At 58.7% G+C, this 16,055-nt stretch carries 13 protein-coding genes and 5 pseudogenes; 11 read left to right on the forward strand and 7 right to left on the reverse strand.

Annotation, left to right across the window (positions count from 1 at the left end):
- Window positions 1-446 precede the first annotated feature (446 nt).
- Window positions 447-590 (forward strand): hypothetical protein, encoded by a 144-nt coding sequence (locus CK489_RS41375; RefSeq protein WP_158226454.1) that lies wholly within the window; start codon window positions 447-449, stop codon window positions 588-590.
- 323 nt (window positions 591-913) lie between these two features.
- Here CK489_RS41375 and CK489_RS16615 read toward each other — a convergent pair whose 3' ends face one another.
- Window positions 914-1,360 (reverse strand): RidA family protein, encoded by a 447-nt coding sequence (locus CK489_RS16615; protein ID WP_244486224.1) that lies wholly within the window; start codon window positions 1,358-1,360, stop codon window positions 914-916.
- A 1,514-nt stretch (window positions 1,361-2,874) separates the two neighbouring features.
- Between CK489_RS16615 and CK489_RS16620 the strand changes: the two genes are divergently transcribed.
- A complete protein-coding gene (locus CK489_RS16620; RefSeq protein ID WP_050629299.1) occupies window positions 2,875-3,321 on the forward strand; it encodes a hypothetical protein in 447 nt (148 codons plus the stop codon).
- 513 nt (window positions 3,322-3,834) lie between these two features.
- Window positions 3,835-3,999 (forward strand): annotated as a pseudogene (locus CK489_RS16630) (DDE-type integrase/transposase/recombinase); the annotation flags it as partial.
- 238 nt (window positions 4,000-4,237) lie between these two features.
- Here CK489_RS16630 and CK489_RS16635 read toward each other — a convergent pair.
- Together CK489_RS16635 and CK489_RS16640 are read right to left on the reverse strand one after the other, a co-directional pair.
- Window positions 4,238-4,654, reverse strand: a complete 417-nt coding sequence (locus CK489_RS16635) for a DUF1842 domain-containing protein (protein ID WP_094194050.1) — start codon at window positions 4,652-4,654, stop codon at window positions 4,238-4,240.
- Between the two features lie 81 nt (window positions 4,655-4,735).
- Window positions 4,736-5,083 carry a hypothetical protein gene (locus CK489_RS16640; protein WP_050629296.1) on the reverse strand — a complete coding sequence of 116 codons (348 nt, stop codon included), beginning with the start codon at window positions 5,081-5,083 and terminating at the stop codon, window positions 4,736-4,738.
- A gap of 848 nt (window positions 5,084-5,931) precedes the next feature.
- Here CK489_RS16640 and CK489_RS16645 point away from each other — a divergent pair.
- Together CK489_RS16645 and CK489_RS40855 are read left to right on the forward strand one after the other, a co-directional pair.
- A pseudogene (locus CK489_RS16645) lies at window positions 5,932-6,979 on the forward strand (IS110 family RNA-guided transposase).
- A gap of 1,298 nt (window positions 6,980-8,277) precedes the next feature.
- Window positions 8,278-8,817: a hypothetical protein gene (locus tag CK489_RS40855; RefSeq protein WP_128089566.1), complete on the forward strand. Its 540-nt coding sequence runs from the start codon at window positions 8,278-8,280 to the stop codon at window positions 8,815-8,817.
- A gap of 291 nt (window positions 8,818-9,108) precedes the next feature.
- On the opposite strand, the pseudogene CK489_RS16660 reads toward CK489_RS40855, so the two are convergent.
- The 3 genes and pseudogenes from CK489_RS16660 to CK489_RS16670 all read right to left on the reverse strand — a co-directional run.
- Window positions 9,109-9,871, reverse strand: a pseudogene (locus tag CK489_RS16660) (ISL3 family transposase); the annotation flags it as partial.
- Entirely contained in the window at window positions 9,864-10,292 is a 429-nt protein-coding gene (locus CK489_RS16665) for a hypothetical protein (protein ID WP_095732999.1), read from the reverse strand. The pseudogene CK489_RS16660 and the gene CK489_RS16665, both read right to left, overlap by 8 nt.
- On the reverse strand, window positions 10,285-10,569 hold the full coding sequence (locus CK489_RS16670; RefSeq protein ID WP_050629291.1) for a hypothetical protein: 285 nt from the start codon (window positions 10,567-10,569) through the stop codon (window positions 10,285-10,287). The genes CK489_RS16665 and CK489_RS16670 overlap by 8 nt, the downstream gene beginning before the upstream one ends.
- A 369-nt stretch (window positions 10,570-10,938) precedes the next feature.
- Here CK489_RS16670 and CK489_RS16675 point away from each other — a divergent pair, with 369 nt between their 5' ends.
- The 6 genes and pseudogenes from CK489_RS16675 to CK489_RS16695 form a co-directional block, all read left to right on the forward strand.
- Complete coding sequence (locus tag CK489_RS16675) at window positions 10,939-12,195, forward strand: helix-turn-helix domain-containing protein (protein ID WP_050629290.1); 1,257 nt, start codon at window positions 10,939-10,941, stop codon at window positions 12,193-12,195.
- Window positions 12,196-12,417: 222 nt separating this feature from the next.
- Entirely contained in the window at window positions 12,418-12,696 is a 279-nt protein-coding gene (locus CK489_RS16680) for a hypothetical protein (RefSeq protein ID WP_095733000.1), read from the forward strand.
- Between the two features lie 501 nt (window positions 12,697-13,197).
- Window positions 13,198-13,491, forward strand: coding sequence for a DUF971 domain-containing protein (locus tag CK489_RS16685; RefSeq protein WP_050629288.1), 294 nt, complete (start codon window positions 13,198-13,200; stop codon window positions 13,489-13,491).
- 7 nt (window positions 13,492-13,498) lie between these two features.
- Window positions 13,499-13,657, forward strand: a pseudogene (locus CK489_RS40860) (FAD-binding protein); the annotation flags it as partial.
- Between the two features lie 140 nt (window positions 13,658-13,797).
- The gene (locus tag CK489_RS16690; protein WP_244486226.1) at window positions 13,798-13,992 is read left to right on the forward strand and encodes a helix-turn-helix domain-containing protein; all 195 of its coding nucleotides are present in this window, start codon (window positions 13,798-13,800) and stop codon (window positions 13,990-13,992) included.
- Window positions 13,989-15,032, forward strand: a pseudogene (locus CK489_RS16695) (type II toxin-antitoxin system HipA family toxin); the annotation flags it as partial. The gene CK489_RS16690 and the pseudogene CK489_RS16695, both read left to right, overlap by 4 nt.
- A gap of 127 nt (window positions 15,033-15,159) precedes the next feature.
- Here CK489_RS16695 and CK489_RS16700 read toward each other — a convergent pair.
- On the reverse strand, window positions 15,160-15,861 hold the full coding sequence (locus CK489_RS16700) for a hypothetical protein (RefSeq protein ID WP_245350465.1): 702 nt from the start codon (window positions 15,859-15,861) through the stop codon (window positions 15,160-15,162).
- Between the last annotated feature and the right edge of the window lie 194 nt (window positions 15,862-16,055).

The raw sequence follows: 16,055 nt of genomic DNA on the forward strand, positions 1-16,055 counted from the left end.
CATATGGCGCCGGCCAAGTGCCGTTGCTGATGCATGCTCCTTGACCAGCCGATGCCCCAGTGCCGCGGTCAAACACCGGAGCAGGCATTCTGAAAGGTATCTCGAAGCTGCAGCCAACGGCGTGACGCCGGGCGCCGCGAGCTCGCTGGCGATCGCGGCGGCAAACTTTTCCTCGGAAAACCCTATTGCGACTTCCGGCATGACTTCCCATGTGGAAGTCTCGATTGCCCGGTCGATCGATGCAAGCAATTTCAATGGCTTATGGAAGTCGATCTGCTTCTAAAGTAAAAGTAGCCTGATCGATCCGTTCTTATTGTCCAAATCGCCCCATTCTTCGGGAACACTTGGGAGCAATATCAATCACTTAGTCGCCCCGTTTCTAATGTGTCGGCATAACCATTATTGTTTGTCGGAAAGGTGCGATGAATTTCATATGATCGCACCTGATGGCCCGCAACGTCGCCGACGTCGAGAAACTGCTGTTGTGTGTATTTGGCATTTTCCGCGCCCGCTTTGTAGGATACGCGCTGTGTCTGTTGGGCGAAGGCATCGCTGATCGGGGCAGCAACAGTGAGACATATCAGAGCTGATAGTCGCGCGTCGTTCCATGGTAACCTCCTAGACTAGCAACTGAACGCCTTTTTGACATTCCGGCCTCGTGATTTGCCGCGCTATTTCGCGGCAACGCTAAACGCAGTTTCGTCCGTGCCGTGACGCGTGCGTCAACGTTTCGTTCCGACCAAAGAAACAGCAGAGCACGTCGGCACAGCGGCTATCTTCAACCTTCGCGTCAAAGCCTTTCCAAGCGGAAAGATTGCGATCAACACCAAAGCTACTGTTCCTCAAGGATCATTTCGACTTCGACCGCGGCATGGCGCGGAAGAGCCGCCACGCCCAGTGAGGAGCGAGCATGTCAACCTTTCGATTCGCCGAACACCTTGATCATTAGGTCGCAGTATCCATTGATCACCTTGGCTTGGTCATCGAAGTCATCGACCGAGTTCACCATGCCGACCACTTTGACAACGCGTTTCACCCAATCGAGGCTACCCAGCGCCGCTCGCACCTTTGCCAGCGTGATCAAGACTGCTTGCCGGGCAGCCTCATAGCCTCGTTCGACGGTCAGATCCCGGCCGAGCTTACCCTTCGGCTCGCTTGCGACACTGCCCGCCATGAACAGGAGATTGCCCACTTGAACCGCGTTGACGTAGCTGCCGACCGGCGCGGCCTCAGCCGGCAGTGTGATGTTCTTCTCTCTCAAGCGCGCCTCCGCGCTCGACGAATTCTCTGCTTGCGCACCCTCAAATGCCGAAGCTAAGATCACCAAACAAAAGGCGACAAACCCCGCAAATTCCTTCATTGAGTGCTCCGGCACTTACCCGTGAACGTACATCTCTAAAGTGGCCCTACCAGCAGTGATACCGCAGTTCGCATCTGCCTCAAGTGTGCCCAACCGATCCATCGGCTGTTCGTTCGCCCCTCGCAACCAAGATCACGTGCATCATTGCTGAAGCGCCGTGGCCGACCAGCAGCAGATGCATACATGGGACACTGCTCATCCGCGAGAGCAATTCCGGTTGTCATCGAGCGACGCGGGCGCAAGCGAGCCATCCGCCTGGACGATCATGGGTCGAGAGAGAGGCGCGCCACGCGGTGGAACCGTCGATCGCCGGATCTGTGACAGATAGGGGCGAGCAAACGCGGCGATTAAATTCTGGCGGAGCCGTGCCTTCTCGACGTCCGCCTCTACAGCTGCCTCTTGCCCTTTGGCGTCGGCGGCGCCAATCGTGCACCGCGCTTGTCGGCCAATGCACTTCTCCATTTAGAGCCGTTGCACGCGGAAAATCGGGCTCTTGTGCCCAACGGACGATCGTCGCTGGCGACTTCCTGAAGTGCGCGGCTAACTGCACCGCGGTCATCTGGACCCCCGTTAGATTAGTCGGAGGCGACGCAAAGTTCGTGGTGGCAGCGTCCACAGCGGTGGTGTTGTCGGTCATTAAGTTGGCGTCCAAATGGTGAGATGCTGCCAAATTGCGATTAGCCACGCTGTCGACCAGTACTGCATGCCTTCGACGCTCCTGACAAAATGCAATCAAGTCGCGAGTTTTCTCTTAATCGAAGATGAAAGTGTGACCAGCGAACGCGTCGATCCAGATCAGGACGGGATCGACGCGCACCGCATCGTTATCGATCGTGCCCCGCGGCACCGGTAGCGACGGCGAACGGCGATCGCATCGCTATACCTCACATCTGTGACCTCCATTTTGCGACTACTCCGACGGATCCGTTAGCGGATATTTGTCACAGTCGTGCTTGCAGGTTGCCGATCGTCCGACTTTGAAGGGTAAGGCATTTCGGCCAGAGTAGACGACTGCTCAATTTGGTAGGTCCACTCTTAAGATTGGAAGGCCTGCCGATGCGCTTACGGCAGCCTCACGATCGATTCGACGACGCCTTATGCGGCAAGTGCTTGCGACGCCCGCGCCGACTCTGCTCACAGCCTCGCTCAACGTCATCAGCCCGTTCTTGGATTCAGATGAAAGCAGGGTCAGCACTGCAGCAGATAGATGCCGCCACTTCGCCGCTACACTTACAGGCTACGAGGTGTGAGCGACGACTAAGGTAGTCAATGTCAAGGTAACACGAGTTGGCTTCACGGTGTCGGCCAGCGACGGCAGAGAGGAGATCGGCCGCCTCAGATCGATCTTCGTTCGTTCAGCGAGCCCCTTGCGAAAAAGAGGACCTTGTAACACAGTGGTCGGCCTGACATTGCCGTCAGCGTTGACACAACGGGTACCGGACCTGCTCTGAGGGAGCGGCAGCGTCTTGCGGTCGTAAAAGACAAATCGGGTGCGACCAGATGGCGAGAATAGTATGACTAGTCAGTGGCAGTATCAGGTTAGGTTCGATGTGAATGATTCTGCCGCGGCGGAAGCGTTGCGTCGACAACATCGAGGTCCGACACTGGCGCGGCTGTTCGATATCCTCGCCAAGCGTGGCGCTGCGCCGAAATGCCAGTTCGACGTCTTTGCGGAGTATGTCGCCGCAGCAGAAGAGCATGGCGTCGAGAATTATCCGCTCCACCATTGGACGAAGGCGGCGATCGAGAATCCGGCGAAGAAGGAAAAGTATTTGAAGTCCTTTACGCTCCACGTGGACGACCGTGAGGTCTATGCCAAGGAGATTGCTGACGCGCTGGAGGCGGACTTGCAACCGCTCGCCACGAGCGGGCTTATCACGCGCCTATCCAAATACGATACTAATCCCGCCAACAATCCCCAGCCGCAAGGTCACTTGCGCGCTGCTCGCGTCCCGGACTAAGCGCTCTGGCATGTCCGCTCTTGCGTGGCTGTCCGGAAAGGAGTGGACATCGAACGCGTCCAGTCATAGTCGGTCATTCCGACCAAGACTAAGTGCCGCGCTTCACGTCCGCGTTGCGGTGGCATGATCGAGGAGGCTGGCAAGCAGGACCTCTGCTGCTCCGGGGCGGCCGTGCGGCTATCGGGTGAGATCGGCGCTTGGCTCCTTCGCGTCATGCAGGGATACCTATACCTGAACTACCAAGCGATCCCGGGAAACCTGGAGCGGCGGGGCATGCTCCGCGCCGAGGTCTGCCGGGCTTGGCTGCGCTCGTTTCGTCGACACAGCCAGCGCTCTCGCATGACCTAGAAAAGGTTCTGACGATTGAAGCGGTCGATGGTTAGATGACGGCAGGCAGGACGTCCGGGATCCCCTCATCGCGCAGTTTGGTTGTGTTTCAGTTTTCCCTTTGTCCATGATCGAAGATGGTAAGGAGGTGACCTATGAAGCCATGTGAAGCCATGCGCCATTGGCGGGCGGAAATTCGGCAACGTGTTCTCCGACCGCATCCGCCAGCGCGCTCCCGCTCGCAGCGACAAATGGCATCTGGAGGAGATCGTTGTCTCGATCGCGGGCGGACAACATTGGCTCTGGCGCGCTGTCGATCACAATGGCTTCGTTCTCGACGTTTTGATTCAACTGCCCGATACTTTTTCTCGATATAGGCTCAAGCACATCTCAGTCCGGAACGTGTGACGAACTGCGCCAAAGCATCCGCCCGCTCCGCGCTCAGCACCGCCATCGAATCGACCTTGTCTTTTCGACCGCAACTGACCATGGAGCTTGGATCTCCACAAAGACGACTATTACTGTATCTGAACGAGCAGCCCGGTGTCGATTGTCGTGCAGGAGCGCTACCGGCCGCCACCTTGATGTTTCATGACGCGACGGCCGGAGACACCAGCTTGACCGGCGCAGCCTCGACCTCCTGCCAATCACTGTCGGGGCCGCTGCGATAACGGTAGGAAGCTATCCCTGATTGCCAGCTCGGGATCAGGCTCATGCGCAGATCGACATTGGGCAGAATCACCGGTCCCAGCCCGGCATGGTGCGGCCAGTGGATCGGCGGGTAGCCCGTAAGGAGTACTAGAAGTAGCGCTGGCGTCGGCGGGAGCGTCGGCAACTGGCTGTAACTGCCTTGCAGGGAGGTGGCGACATCGAGCGGCGGATTAACGGCTTGGGTGATGCTGCCCAAACCCTGGACCCGCCTGTTCGGCGTGTCGACGACCAGATCCAGCTTGAAGATTATCCTCCGGGGCGGCTTTCGCCAATCTGATAGCTGGCATGAAACAATCCGACCCGGTCTTTGGTTGTCGTATCCGGCATAGAACTATCCCTTCCCATTTTAGAGGATTGATCGGCTGATCAGCCGCGATCATTTGGCCGACTGCCGCACGTAGTCGTCAGCTTCTTCCGCCGGGATCGCCTTCACCGGAATCAGTCGCGTGCTATTGCTGCCGGACACGACGATTTGCGGCACGTAGTGGCCGGGGAAGCTGCCCTTAACCGTGTAGGGCGTTGACCCATCACCGAGCGGTCCCGTCCAGCCCATCACGTCAATCTTCAGGCCGCCGACCCAATGCGGGTCGCGCACCAGGGTAATTCCCGTAGTGAAGTTTGGCGCGTCACCCTGAACCTCGACCAGAAATAGCCCGAATCCGTCAGGTCCGTAGATGAAGCTGGCTTTTGCCGTCTTAAACGGCTCCGTCTGATAGAAACCCATGATTGTTATTGTCCTTCTGGTGAGCGTTGGCGAGGCCACGCAGCAGTCCCGCACGCCTAATGACAAGTACCGCGCTTGGCTGGCGTCCGCCCGCTGCCGCGAACGCGTTCTCCGGGCACGGATGAGCGGTCATGGTGCTGGTCTTATTCGCTTCCTCGAAAAGAGCTTGCGCAGATCGGCCTGACGTCTGAAGCTCTTTGCCAGGTTGATAGCTCCCGGAGCTGCGAGCTAATAAGCAACGGGCGTGCCAACGAAGATTGCGCAGTGAATGCTCAATGGCGATAGAAAAGGTGTGCCTCGCTGGTGCGAGCCTCGATGCTCAGCGTCGAGTTGCAAACACTATGTCAGCAGCCTAACACGGGCTGAACGCGACAACGACGGCGTCAAAATTCTGCGCGTCCTGGCCGAAAGCCGTCGGATGCTCGCCGCGACGATTGAGTGTCTTTCGAAGCCGGGTTTTGATAGGCTGCCCCTTCGACATCGAGAACATCAGCGGTCATTTCGAGACTAGGCCCGGGCGCGTAACGGCGACATAGGGACCGATCCTCGTCATCCATGACGCGAGTTCAGCGTCAAGCGCGAGATGCCGGATCTGACTGGCTTTACGGGCAAGACCGCAGCCCTCCGCGAAGGGCCCGCAAGGACATTTGCCCGCGCCGAACCTGGCGGCCAAAACCCGCTGTTCGCCGCTCATCCGGAGCAAACTCTCGCGGGCTACGCCGGTGCGCGGCGGCGATCAGGGTGAGACTCGCTCTCATCCTGATTGATGCGGTGGAACGGCCCGCTCCGGCAGCATCATCGTGCTAAGACGTGGTCGTTGTTCGAACGCCACAAGGAGGGACCGTTCCATGAAACAGGTTAGCACCATCGGATTGGATTTGGCGAAGCACATTATTCAAGTTAACGGCGCGGGTGGCGATGGCTCACCGGTGTTCAACCGGAGACTACGGCGCAGCGAAGTGCTGCATTTCTTCTCGAAGCAGCCAGCCTGCCTTGTGGGAATAGAAGCCTGTGGCAGCGCTCATTATTGGGCACGAGAGATTGCAACTCTCGGCCATGAAGTGCGGCTGATCCCACCAGCTTACGTCAAACCGTTTGTGAAGCGTGGAAAAACGGATGCGGCGGATGCCGAGGCCATCAGCGAGGCTGTGACTCGCAAGACCACGCGCTTCGTTCCGATCAAAACGGCTGAGCAAAAAGCCGCAATGATGTTCCTGAAGAGTCGCGCACCTCTGGTCAAACAGCAAACGCAGACGATCAACGCCCTGCGCTCGCATCTGGCCGAGTTGGGCATCATTGCCGGCGCCGGCCGAACAAAGGTCGAGGCGTTGGTTGCAATCGTACGGGATGTAGCAGATATCCGCTTGCCTACGGCAGCGCGCGTCGCCCTGACGGCAGTTGCCGATCAAATCGAGGCTCAGGCGGACCAGATTGACAAGCTCGAGCGAGCCATTGTTGCTGCGGCAAAGACCGACAAGGACATGCGCCGACTGACTACGATCCCCGGCATTGGAGCCATTACAGCAGCGACCATCAAGGCGCTGGTGCCAGATCCCGGCGGCTTCAAATCCTCTCGTCACTTTGCTGCCTGGCTGAGACTGACGCCGCGACGGCATTCGAGTGGGGGGCAAGGAGCGGATGGGACGCATCTCGAAGATGGGAAACCCCGAACTTCGGAGCCTCCTCGTTCTTGGGGCGACATCCGTCCTGCGAATTGCCCGGAAGGCCGATCGAACGCGGCCATGGTTGAAGGCGCTGCTCGCCAGACGTCCGTACAAGGTGGCAGCGGTCGCGCTGGCCAACAAGACAGCGCGAATTGCCTGGGCGCTCTTGAACAGGGGCGGGATTTATCGGCATCGGGAGACGCTAGCGACGACTACGGCTGCCGCTCGATGAATACAGCAGTTGTCAAAGAGATCTGACCGGCGCGGGCCGGCAGAGGGCAAGGAGCAATAACAGGCGATGAACCCACGGGACGAAATCCCGACACGAGTGAGGCTGGCGCGACAATGCGCTTCAAGCGCGTCTGATTGATTTAGCCCCTTGTGTCGCGGACTTCATCGAGGCCAGCGGTCATGCGCCGCGCTTTACAGGCCGTATACATGACCGCACCGCTCCCATGTGTGAAGTCGATTGAGAAAGCTCTTGCGCCCGCGGGCCGTTCCATACATGTCGCGCTATACGCCGGACTGATGCAGGGTGAGCCTATACCGCGTTCAGCAAGCTATACGAGGCCAACCGCAAAGCAGGACCGATCATCGAGCCTGCGCGTGGTGGGCGCACGGTAGGCGCAAGTTCTTTGAACTAGCGTGACTCAGCAAGGCGCCGATCGCGGCAGAGGCGGTCCCGCCGTGACGTCCGGCGTTGAGCCGCCATCTTTTTTGACCAAGTTTCCGAAGCACCGTTCGATTGACAGGCCATCTCGTCGTCACTCTCGCAAATATCCGCGACAGCTCGACACTTGGCTGGACCGCCAAGCCTTCTAAGCCGCCATGGGCTAATATCCGTAAACCGCACTCCGTTTCTCAGCACCGCCCAGGTTATATCCAGGCTCGCTTGTTTCCGAAAGCGACAACGGCGACATTGTGATGGGCGCGTTCTATGAGTACTTTCGCCGACCGTTCCCAGCGGCGTGTCCCGCTCAGCTATATGGGGCTCAGTTGCGACCACGAATCCAAAGCACTATGTCGCTCGATCCAATTACGCGTCTTGGATAATACGGGTTTATCGTTCCAGCTAACATCGTAGTCAAACTTGCAGGAGGACTATTCAGAAGTTCGCCCGCAAACTTCTTTGCGTCAGCTTCACTCGGAAAGGTTCTGGTTTCTCGAATGGGATATCGATTTGGCCCCTTCGATTGATTAAAGGAAACATACCAAGTGTGTCGTGGCCATGTCCGTTTCGTGCTCATCGGCCGATGATGACTATATGTTCCAAAACCGACCGACGCATGCGATGTAGCCAAGTCGGTACCGCGTTTTCAGTGGCGATCGATAACCAAGGTGGTCATAGCGCCAACATCAGGTCTTTTCCGGTTATTTGTAGTTTGATTGTGTCCGACAATTATAGGGATTTGAACCCGCAAGTTCTTGTAGTTGACCAGCGTGGCGTTCTCTGGGCCGAATCGCTCTCACATACCACCTTATGCCGGTCGCAACGCTCGAACCGGGACTGAAAGGCAGGAGAGCCGAACTATGTCTCCATTAGAAGCAATCGCCCGTTGGCTGGATGACCAGGACTTGGATACGCAACTGGAGGTCGCTGCATTCGCGACATTCCTGCTCTTCGGGGAACGTGCCGTTCTCACGCTTGGTACGCCGGACCAGCTCGAAACTCTTCAACGATGGCTGACTGAACCAAAGTTGGATTCGCGGGCCGCCGCAGGTCGTGCTCTGACCTTCCGAGTCGTCTTCGGGTACTTTGCCGAGGGGCGAATTGCAAACGACGGATGGAAACAAACCGAGGAGTTGCTGATCAAGACTCTGAAACAGGCTGAACGCGACGGAAGGTTTGCGGCTGCGCGCAAGGCGCAAAGGAAGCTACAACTATTGCCAGCTCGAAAGGAGAACTGGTTTCGTGTTGCGAAATCCTGGAATGGCTTGGCGGCGACTTATTTAACACGCCAGGCTCTTATTGGAGCGCCGGCGAGATGCGACTTGAGAGGAATTTCAAGTGGTGAATGTCCTCCCTTGGTGCCCACGGCGGCTGCTAAAACCGGCATGCCAAGTGCATGAGCAGTTTTCGCACGGCCCGCTTTGTGATACCCAGTGATCTCCTGCTCTACCGACTTCTGGTTCGCGCGCTACACATCGTGGACGCCACCGAGCGGGCCGCCGCCTCAAGCGGTGGACCTTGTACGGCGTACTTCGGCCGAGCACATCAAGCGATCGAACATTGACGGGACCGGCCATTGTCCGTCGTCAGATGATTTGAGACTGATCAGCGTTTTGCGAAGGGAGGCTCTGAGTCATCAGGGGTTAGAGTTTAAGCGGCCTGCAGGCGATGCTGCAAGCGACGATACGCACAATCTGCTTGATAGGTATGCCGTTCTTCGACAGTGCTAAGATGGCCGCGTTAGTCTCCTCGCGGCGCAGATAACCCTCATACTGAAGGCGTTCGGCGGCCGTGAGCAGCTTGGGATTGATTGTGGTGGCGCCGGTGACGGTGCGTATCTGGCGCATCGATTTGCGTACGGCGTCGAGGAAAGCCCGACTGGCGTTCTCCATCAGATGCCAACGATCGGCGACCTGTACTGCAGGCGGTAGAGCCTTGGCTGCCGCTTCGCCATATCCGCCGCCACGATCACGGGCGACGATTGCGATCGTGGGATGAGCAGAGAGCCACGCTTGGGCAGTTGCCGGTTCACGATCCGGCAGCAGGGTGACCACCCGGCGCCTTTCCAGGTTGCAGATGATGCTGGCGTATCGGTGATTGCGCCGCCAGGCCCAATCATCAATGCCGATAACCTTGAGCGGGTCAGTTGGAGGACGGCTACGGCGCCGAACTACCCGAAGAAGCGTATCTTTGCTCACCGGCAGCATCAGCCGCTTTGCAAAGACTGCTGCAGGTCGACCGCCAAGCGCCAGACCGAGGTGATGGACGATGGAGTCCAGCCTTGCCGTACGTCGCGCCGATGGCGCCAGTACGCCTTCGGCGAAGCGCTCGGTGAAGATTTGGCGCCCGCATAGAACCGCGCCACAGCGAAAGCGGCGGGCGATTACCAAGAGCTGGACGATCCGCCCCCGAGAGCGGCAGATCGGTCACGCGGCGTCGATAGCGGCTAGTCGAGCTCTTGCTGAAGAAGGCGCATCACTCTGAGAACGATATTGCCTGAGCGGTTCCAGCGATTGTCGGTCGTGGCCCATTCGGGATGCGTGACGAAGCCCTCGGCAGTCCAGTTGGCGCAAATATCGAAGCTCCCGGGACGAAACCCGTTAGCCATCGGCCAAGCCTTCGCGATGTCGAGCCGCCCTGTCGATGGATCTACGAATTTCACGGAAGGTGGTTTTTCGCCTGGGTAGTCCAGCCAGAATAGCCGCGCGATGTAGAGATCGGCCTCGTTGCCGGCCGGCGCGACGGTCACCCAGAGCTCGAGATCGCCGCGCCGGTCGAATTTCCATCGTTCCGCGCCTCGTGCCTCGGACGCGGCCTTTAGATCATCCTCGAAGTTCAGGATCGCCAGAGACTTCCGGCGTGGCTCGTCAGCCATAGACGACCTGCTGCGCCAGCTTCAGCCGAAGGATGTCCTCTCGGCCAGCGATTTGCCCCAAGGTCCGATTGAGATCCTCGAGCTTGGTCTTCTCATGGTAGAAGACGTAGGTGGTAACCGTTCCGTCCGGGCCGGTCCCCTCCGTAAGCTCGAACGCGATCAGCACGCGAGCCTTCAGCTGAGCCAGCGTTTCTTCCCGGCTCACGCCGGTCTGTTTCAGGTCATCCCGCGCAGCCGGGTAGGCGACCACAATTTCCAGTTTGGATTCCTGTTCCATATCAATTCGCCTTTCTTGCCGATCCTGCAGGCAGGCAACTTCGTTATCGGATTGCAGTATCAGCCGGATTTGGATGTCGAAATTCTAACTTCGGGTTCCGTTTTTGGCATAGCCGCGTTCGGGTTTGGGAACGTGGCGTTCGACCGATCTCCCCGTATTCCGCAGAGTTTCCCGCAAAATCGGCCTATTACCTGAGAGAGGACAATAACGCTGCTACGACAAATTTCAAGCGGAATGTTCGAATTTCGAACGTTCTAGGTCAAAATTGACGAATAGGTGTGAATCGGGTAAAGGCAGTTGGCCGGCTCCGGCGGAGGATGCTGGGGGACATCCCCCAGCATCCTCCGCCGGAGCCAACCGGGAGAGAGCATGCCCCTTACGCAGCAGGAGTTGGGACGGCGTCTAAGGGACGCCCGCGAAGCCGTGTCGTTTACCCAAGACCAAGTTGCCGACCACCTTGATGTTTCGCGCTCGGCGATCGCACAGATCGAGCTTGGCAACCGTGCCGTTGGGAGCCTGGAGCTTGACCAACTGGCGCGGCTCTACGGGCGGGACATTCGCGAGTTCTTCTCGGAGGACTTCCGTCAGGAGACTGCTCTGGTTGCCTTTCGGCTTGCCGAGGCATTAGCTGATGAAAATGCCGCCGATGCGCTTCGCGACTGCATGTCTGTCAGTCGAGAGCTTACGCATCTCGAAAAACTGGTGGGAGCCAATCGTGACCTGGCGTCGATGGTCCGTTATGGAATTCCCAGTCCGCGCTCTCGCTACGACGCAATTAGGCAAGGGAGCTCAGTGGCCGAACAGGAGCGGCGTCGTCTGGCAATGGGCGACGCTCCGATTGAAGATATCAACGAGCTCCTCCAAGCGCAGGGCGTGCGGACGGCGATGGTTAGCCTTCCTGAGGACGTTTCCGGCTTAACGCTCCTCGATCCTGATATTGGTCCGTTCGTGGCTGTGAACTGCGAAGAGCATATTCTCCGGCGGACCTTCTCGTTTGCTCACGAGTACGCACACGTGCTTCTCGACTCGGATGTCAAGGGCACCATTAGCCGAAATAGTCAGAATACCGAACTCATGGAGGTTCGAGCCAATTCTTTCGCTGCAAACTTTTTGATGCCGGAGGGTGGAGTTCGCGAGTTCCTTTCGACCTTGGGAAAGGGCGGACAGGCACGCCTGTTTGCCGAGACTCCAACGGGCGACGAGAGTGCGATCGGGATTGAGGCACGTGGAACGGGCTCTCAGGACGTGCGCCTCCACGACGTGGTCTTGTTGGCCCACCGCTTTGGCGTTAGTCGGACCGTCGCGTTGTACCGGCTTCGTAACCTGCACATCCTTTCAGACCGTGAACTGCAAGTGCTTCTGGCGCAAGAGCGCGAAGGGAGAGGACGCGACCTAGAGCGATTGATGCGACTGCCAAAGCCCGCCCACAATGAAGAGCGATATCGCTTTCACTATCGCTTCCTGAGTTTAGCGCTCGAAGCCTATGAGCGTGAAGCGATCAGCCGTTCGAAGGTTGAAGAGCTCTTCGCGGCCGTGCTGAAGCAGCCGAAGTCGGCTATCTCGCTGGATGAGTTTCAATTGATTGAGCGAGAGAAGCCAACCGGCGTTTCCATTCCTGGGGGGTAGTATTGCCGCCGGTCCCGCGTCGCATCGTTGTCACGGATGCGAACGTGCTGATCAATCTGATCCATTCAGACGCGCTGCGCCTGCTTGGATCAATTGATGGGTACGAGTTCCTTGTGCTTGAGGAGGTCGTTGCCGAAATCACCGTTCCCGAGCAGGCGGCGGCCGGCCTTTTCGAGCGGCTGGGCACATCGAGAACGTCTCGAAGACCTTCAGAGTCTCAGCTTGTTCGCCGAATTATCCGCGATCATGGGCAAGGGAGAAGCTGCGTCACTCGCTGTGGCCGTCGCGCGAAACATTGATATTGCATGTGACGAAAAGAGGGTCTTTCGGCGCGAAGCAATCAAGCGATTGGGCGAACGCCGCATATTGACCACCCCAGGCATCTTCTTGCTCGCAGTTCGAGCAGGCGTCATTTCGATTGAGGAGGCCGACCGTGCAAAGGCATTATTGGCCCAAAGACGGTTCGAAATGTCGTTCGCGTCGTTTCGAGATGTACTGTGATGTTGTGTCGCCACGAGGTGACGCTCAGGATCGGCACCATAAATCGCTGTACTGACACCAATCCGCTGTTCGGACGGGCGGAGGCCAGTCCTGGCATGAGCGGTTAGCGCAATTTCGGCTTCATCGTCATTTTCGGCGCTACGCCCCTCATCATCGCTTGGTTCCGTGTAACCCTCGCGGTGGCCTTGCTCCTCGCGGTGATCGTCGGCGCGGCTTGCTGGGGCGGCTACCTGATTCAGATGTCGTAGCAGATTTTTTCTGTCGATCGGGTGTTCGCGGGGCTGATTGTGCTCGATGCGGTGGTGCCTTCGGCCGATTGCCCGCTCGAACGCGCCGTGCGTCGGCTGTTCCCTTGGTATGGCGCCGAGAAGGTCGCGCTAAAGGCGGCATCCAATTCCGGACTGCCCTCTCGCACCACGACTCCTCGCGAAAGCAATTTATTGCAAGCCTTGCGGATCGAGGTCGGCCTAAATTGCGCTGCAACGACGACGCGAGCCAAACATGCAGTCCATTCAGGTTGAACTGGTCGATAACTCCACAGCGCTTGCGCTGACTTGGCCGGGCTGTGGGACCCTTCGGCTCGGCGCGGAGGCGTTGCGGCGCGCGAGCCGCGCCGCAACCGAGATCCGGCGACAGTTTGACGGCGTTGAGCTGTCAATCGCGCCCGGACTTTACGTAGCCGCGGTCGAGCCGGTCGGCACTTACGCCTTGCGCCTGTCATTTTCGGACGGACATGACCGGGGCATCTATCCCTGGTCGTATTTGCGCGAACTCGCCGAACAGCAGGCGAGCTGAGGTCAGCATGTTGGACGAGATCAAAGAGGGGCTGGCCGAGGTGAGCTGCGACGTGCTGGTGATCGGCGGCGGCACAGCCGGCCCCATGGCCGCGTACAAGGCCAAGCGCCGCAATCCGGCCGCGCGCGTGGTCCTTCTGGAAAAAGCCAATGTGAAGCGCTCGGGCGAACGCTGACATACGGTAATGTGAGCGAACGGTGACATTTGGAATCCGCCATGCTCATACGCACTTCAGCCGACCTCGGCGCCATCATTCGCGACAAGCGCAAACGCCTCAAGCTCGATCAGTCGACGCTCGCCAAGCGCATCGGCGTCAGTCGTCAATGGGTGATCGAGGTCGAGCATGATCACCCGCGTGCCGAACTCGGCCTCGTGCTCCGCGCCCTCGATGCTTTGGGCATTCGCCTGGATGTCGGCGATCCCGCAAAAAGCCGCGGCTCCACGAAAGCCGCCGTCGATATCAATGCCATCGTGGCGAAGGCCAGAAAGGCCAGGTTATGACCAGCGAACTCATAGCCCTCCTGGATGGAACCGAAGCTGGCCGCGTGCGCAACGATGCGCGGGGCCGGCTGACGTTTGTCTACGACAACAATTGGCGCGGCACACCGGGCGCGTACCCCCTGTCGCTTTCCATGCCGCTTGCCGCCGCAGAGCATGGTCCCGCCGCTGTCAAGGCCTTCCTGTGGGGCCTTCTTCCGGACAACGAGCGCGTGCTTGATCGCTGGGCCAGGAAGTTTCAGGTATCGGCGCGCAACGTCTTTGCCCTTATCTCTCATGTCGGCGAGGATTGCGCCGGCGCCGTTCAGTTCGTTACGCCGGATCGTCTGGAAGCCCTGAAGGCTGGCAAGGACGACAAGGTCGAGTGGCTCGACGTGGCAGCAATCGCAAGGCGCCTCCAAACCCTGCGCGAGGATCACGCCGCCTGGCGCCTGCCACGCGATACGGGACAGTTCAGCCTCGCCGGCGCCCAACCGAAGACTGCCTTTCTTCTCCAAAACGATCGGTGGGGCGTTCCGTCCGGACGTATTCCGACCACCCACATCCTGAAGCCGCCGACGGGCCATTTCGACGGCCACGCCGAAAATGAGCATATCTGCCTCCGCCTTGCCCAGGCTCTCGGCCTGCCGGTTGCGGAAACAAGAGTGATGCGGTTCGACAAGGAAATCGCCATCGTCATCGAACGCTACGACCGAGTGATCAGTGGCAACAACATCATCCGGGTTCATCAGGAGGATATCTGTCAGGCGATGGGCGTTCTGCCGACAAAGAAGTATCAGAATGAGGGCGGTCCGACGCCTATCGATATCATCGAACTCCTGCGCAGTACGTCGACCGACCGCGAGACCGATGTTGACACATTTGTCGATGCCCTTGGCTTCAACTGGCTCATTGCCGGTACGGATGCGCACGCCAAGAATTATTCGCTCCTTCTGGCAAATGGGCCGGCCGTACGGCTTGCGCCGCTTTACGACATCGCCAGCATCTTGCCTTACGACGACGTTGACCCGCGGAAGATCAAGCTCGCGATGAAGGTTGGAGACACATACAGGCTCAGCCAGATCGGTTTGCGTGATTGGCAGACATTCGCCCGCGAAACACGTTTGGTCGGGCTCGGTAGAGACTTCCTGCACGTTATGCTCATTCGATCCGTCGCGTCGGCACATATGTTCACCGCCAATCAAGGCGTTCGGCATCCTCGTCGTGAGCCTTGGCCTGATGGTCATAGTTCTTGGCAAGGTTTTCCAGGATTCCTGAGGTGCGGGGCCAGTCAAAGGCCGTGGCCTCGGACCAATCCCGGTATTGCTTCGCCAGCTGACGTTCCAGATTGCCGCCATCACCGTATGCTCGTGAGGTTACATCACGGCGGTTGGATTTCCCGATCATCACCTCCGTTTCGAGATCGCGGCTGCGGATCGCCTCAATCACCTCGCGGACCGGCGCGGCGGGCCAGATGCCGTCTGCGTCAATCTTGGAGGCTGAGAGCAGCTCGCCGATCTTCTGGTCGGCTATCAGACCGCGGCCCTTGCCGTGGGCGAGCTTGCGCGCCTCCCTGATCCACGCCTCAAGCTTGGCGCCATCGATCGATCCATCGGCGGCCGTGCCCGGGATCACATCCCACAGCCGCAGCAGCCGATAAGCCTGGTTCGCAATCGTGCGGGCATGTTCCTCGTTCTCCACGGGCGGATCGACCACGCCGCTATCCTGGCTGGGCCGAAAGATCGCCGTGATCAATTGGACGAAGAGATCAGGGTTGATCGCGAGCTCTGACATGATTGCCTTCGCCTTGCGCGGCGAGTGCTCGAACATCGGCAAGTATTGCCATTCGAGTTGCGCGAGCGTCTTGGTGGGCACGTCATCTGCCTCGTCCAAGCTACCATCGGTCCATCGCCATGCAGTTTGGCAATCGCCTGAGTAAGCTCTGCGGGTACGCAGAGCGTTGGCCGAGCGGATGCGGATGGAAGGCAACGATGGTTGCATAACAGAACAAATGCGATGTTGAACGGTCATCACAGTTTCAAGTGACGCAATGCCATGTCGTCCAGCTTACCTCAACGGAAAGCACC

It is taken from the genome of Bradyrhizobium sp. UFLA03-84 (genome assembly GCF_002289535.1).
GTDB classification, from domain to species: domain Bacteria; phylum Pseudomonadota; class Alphaproteobacteria; order Rhizobiales; family Xanthobacteraceae; genus Bradyrhizobium; species Bradyrhizobium viridifuturi.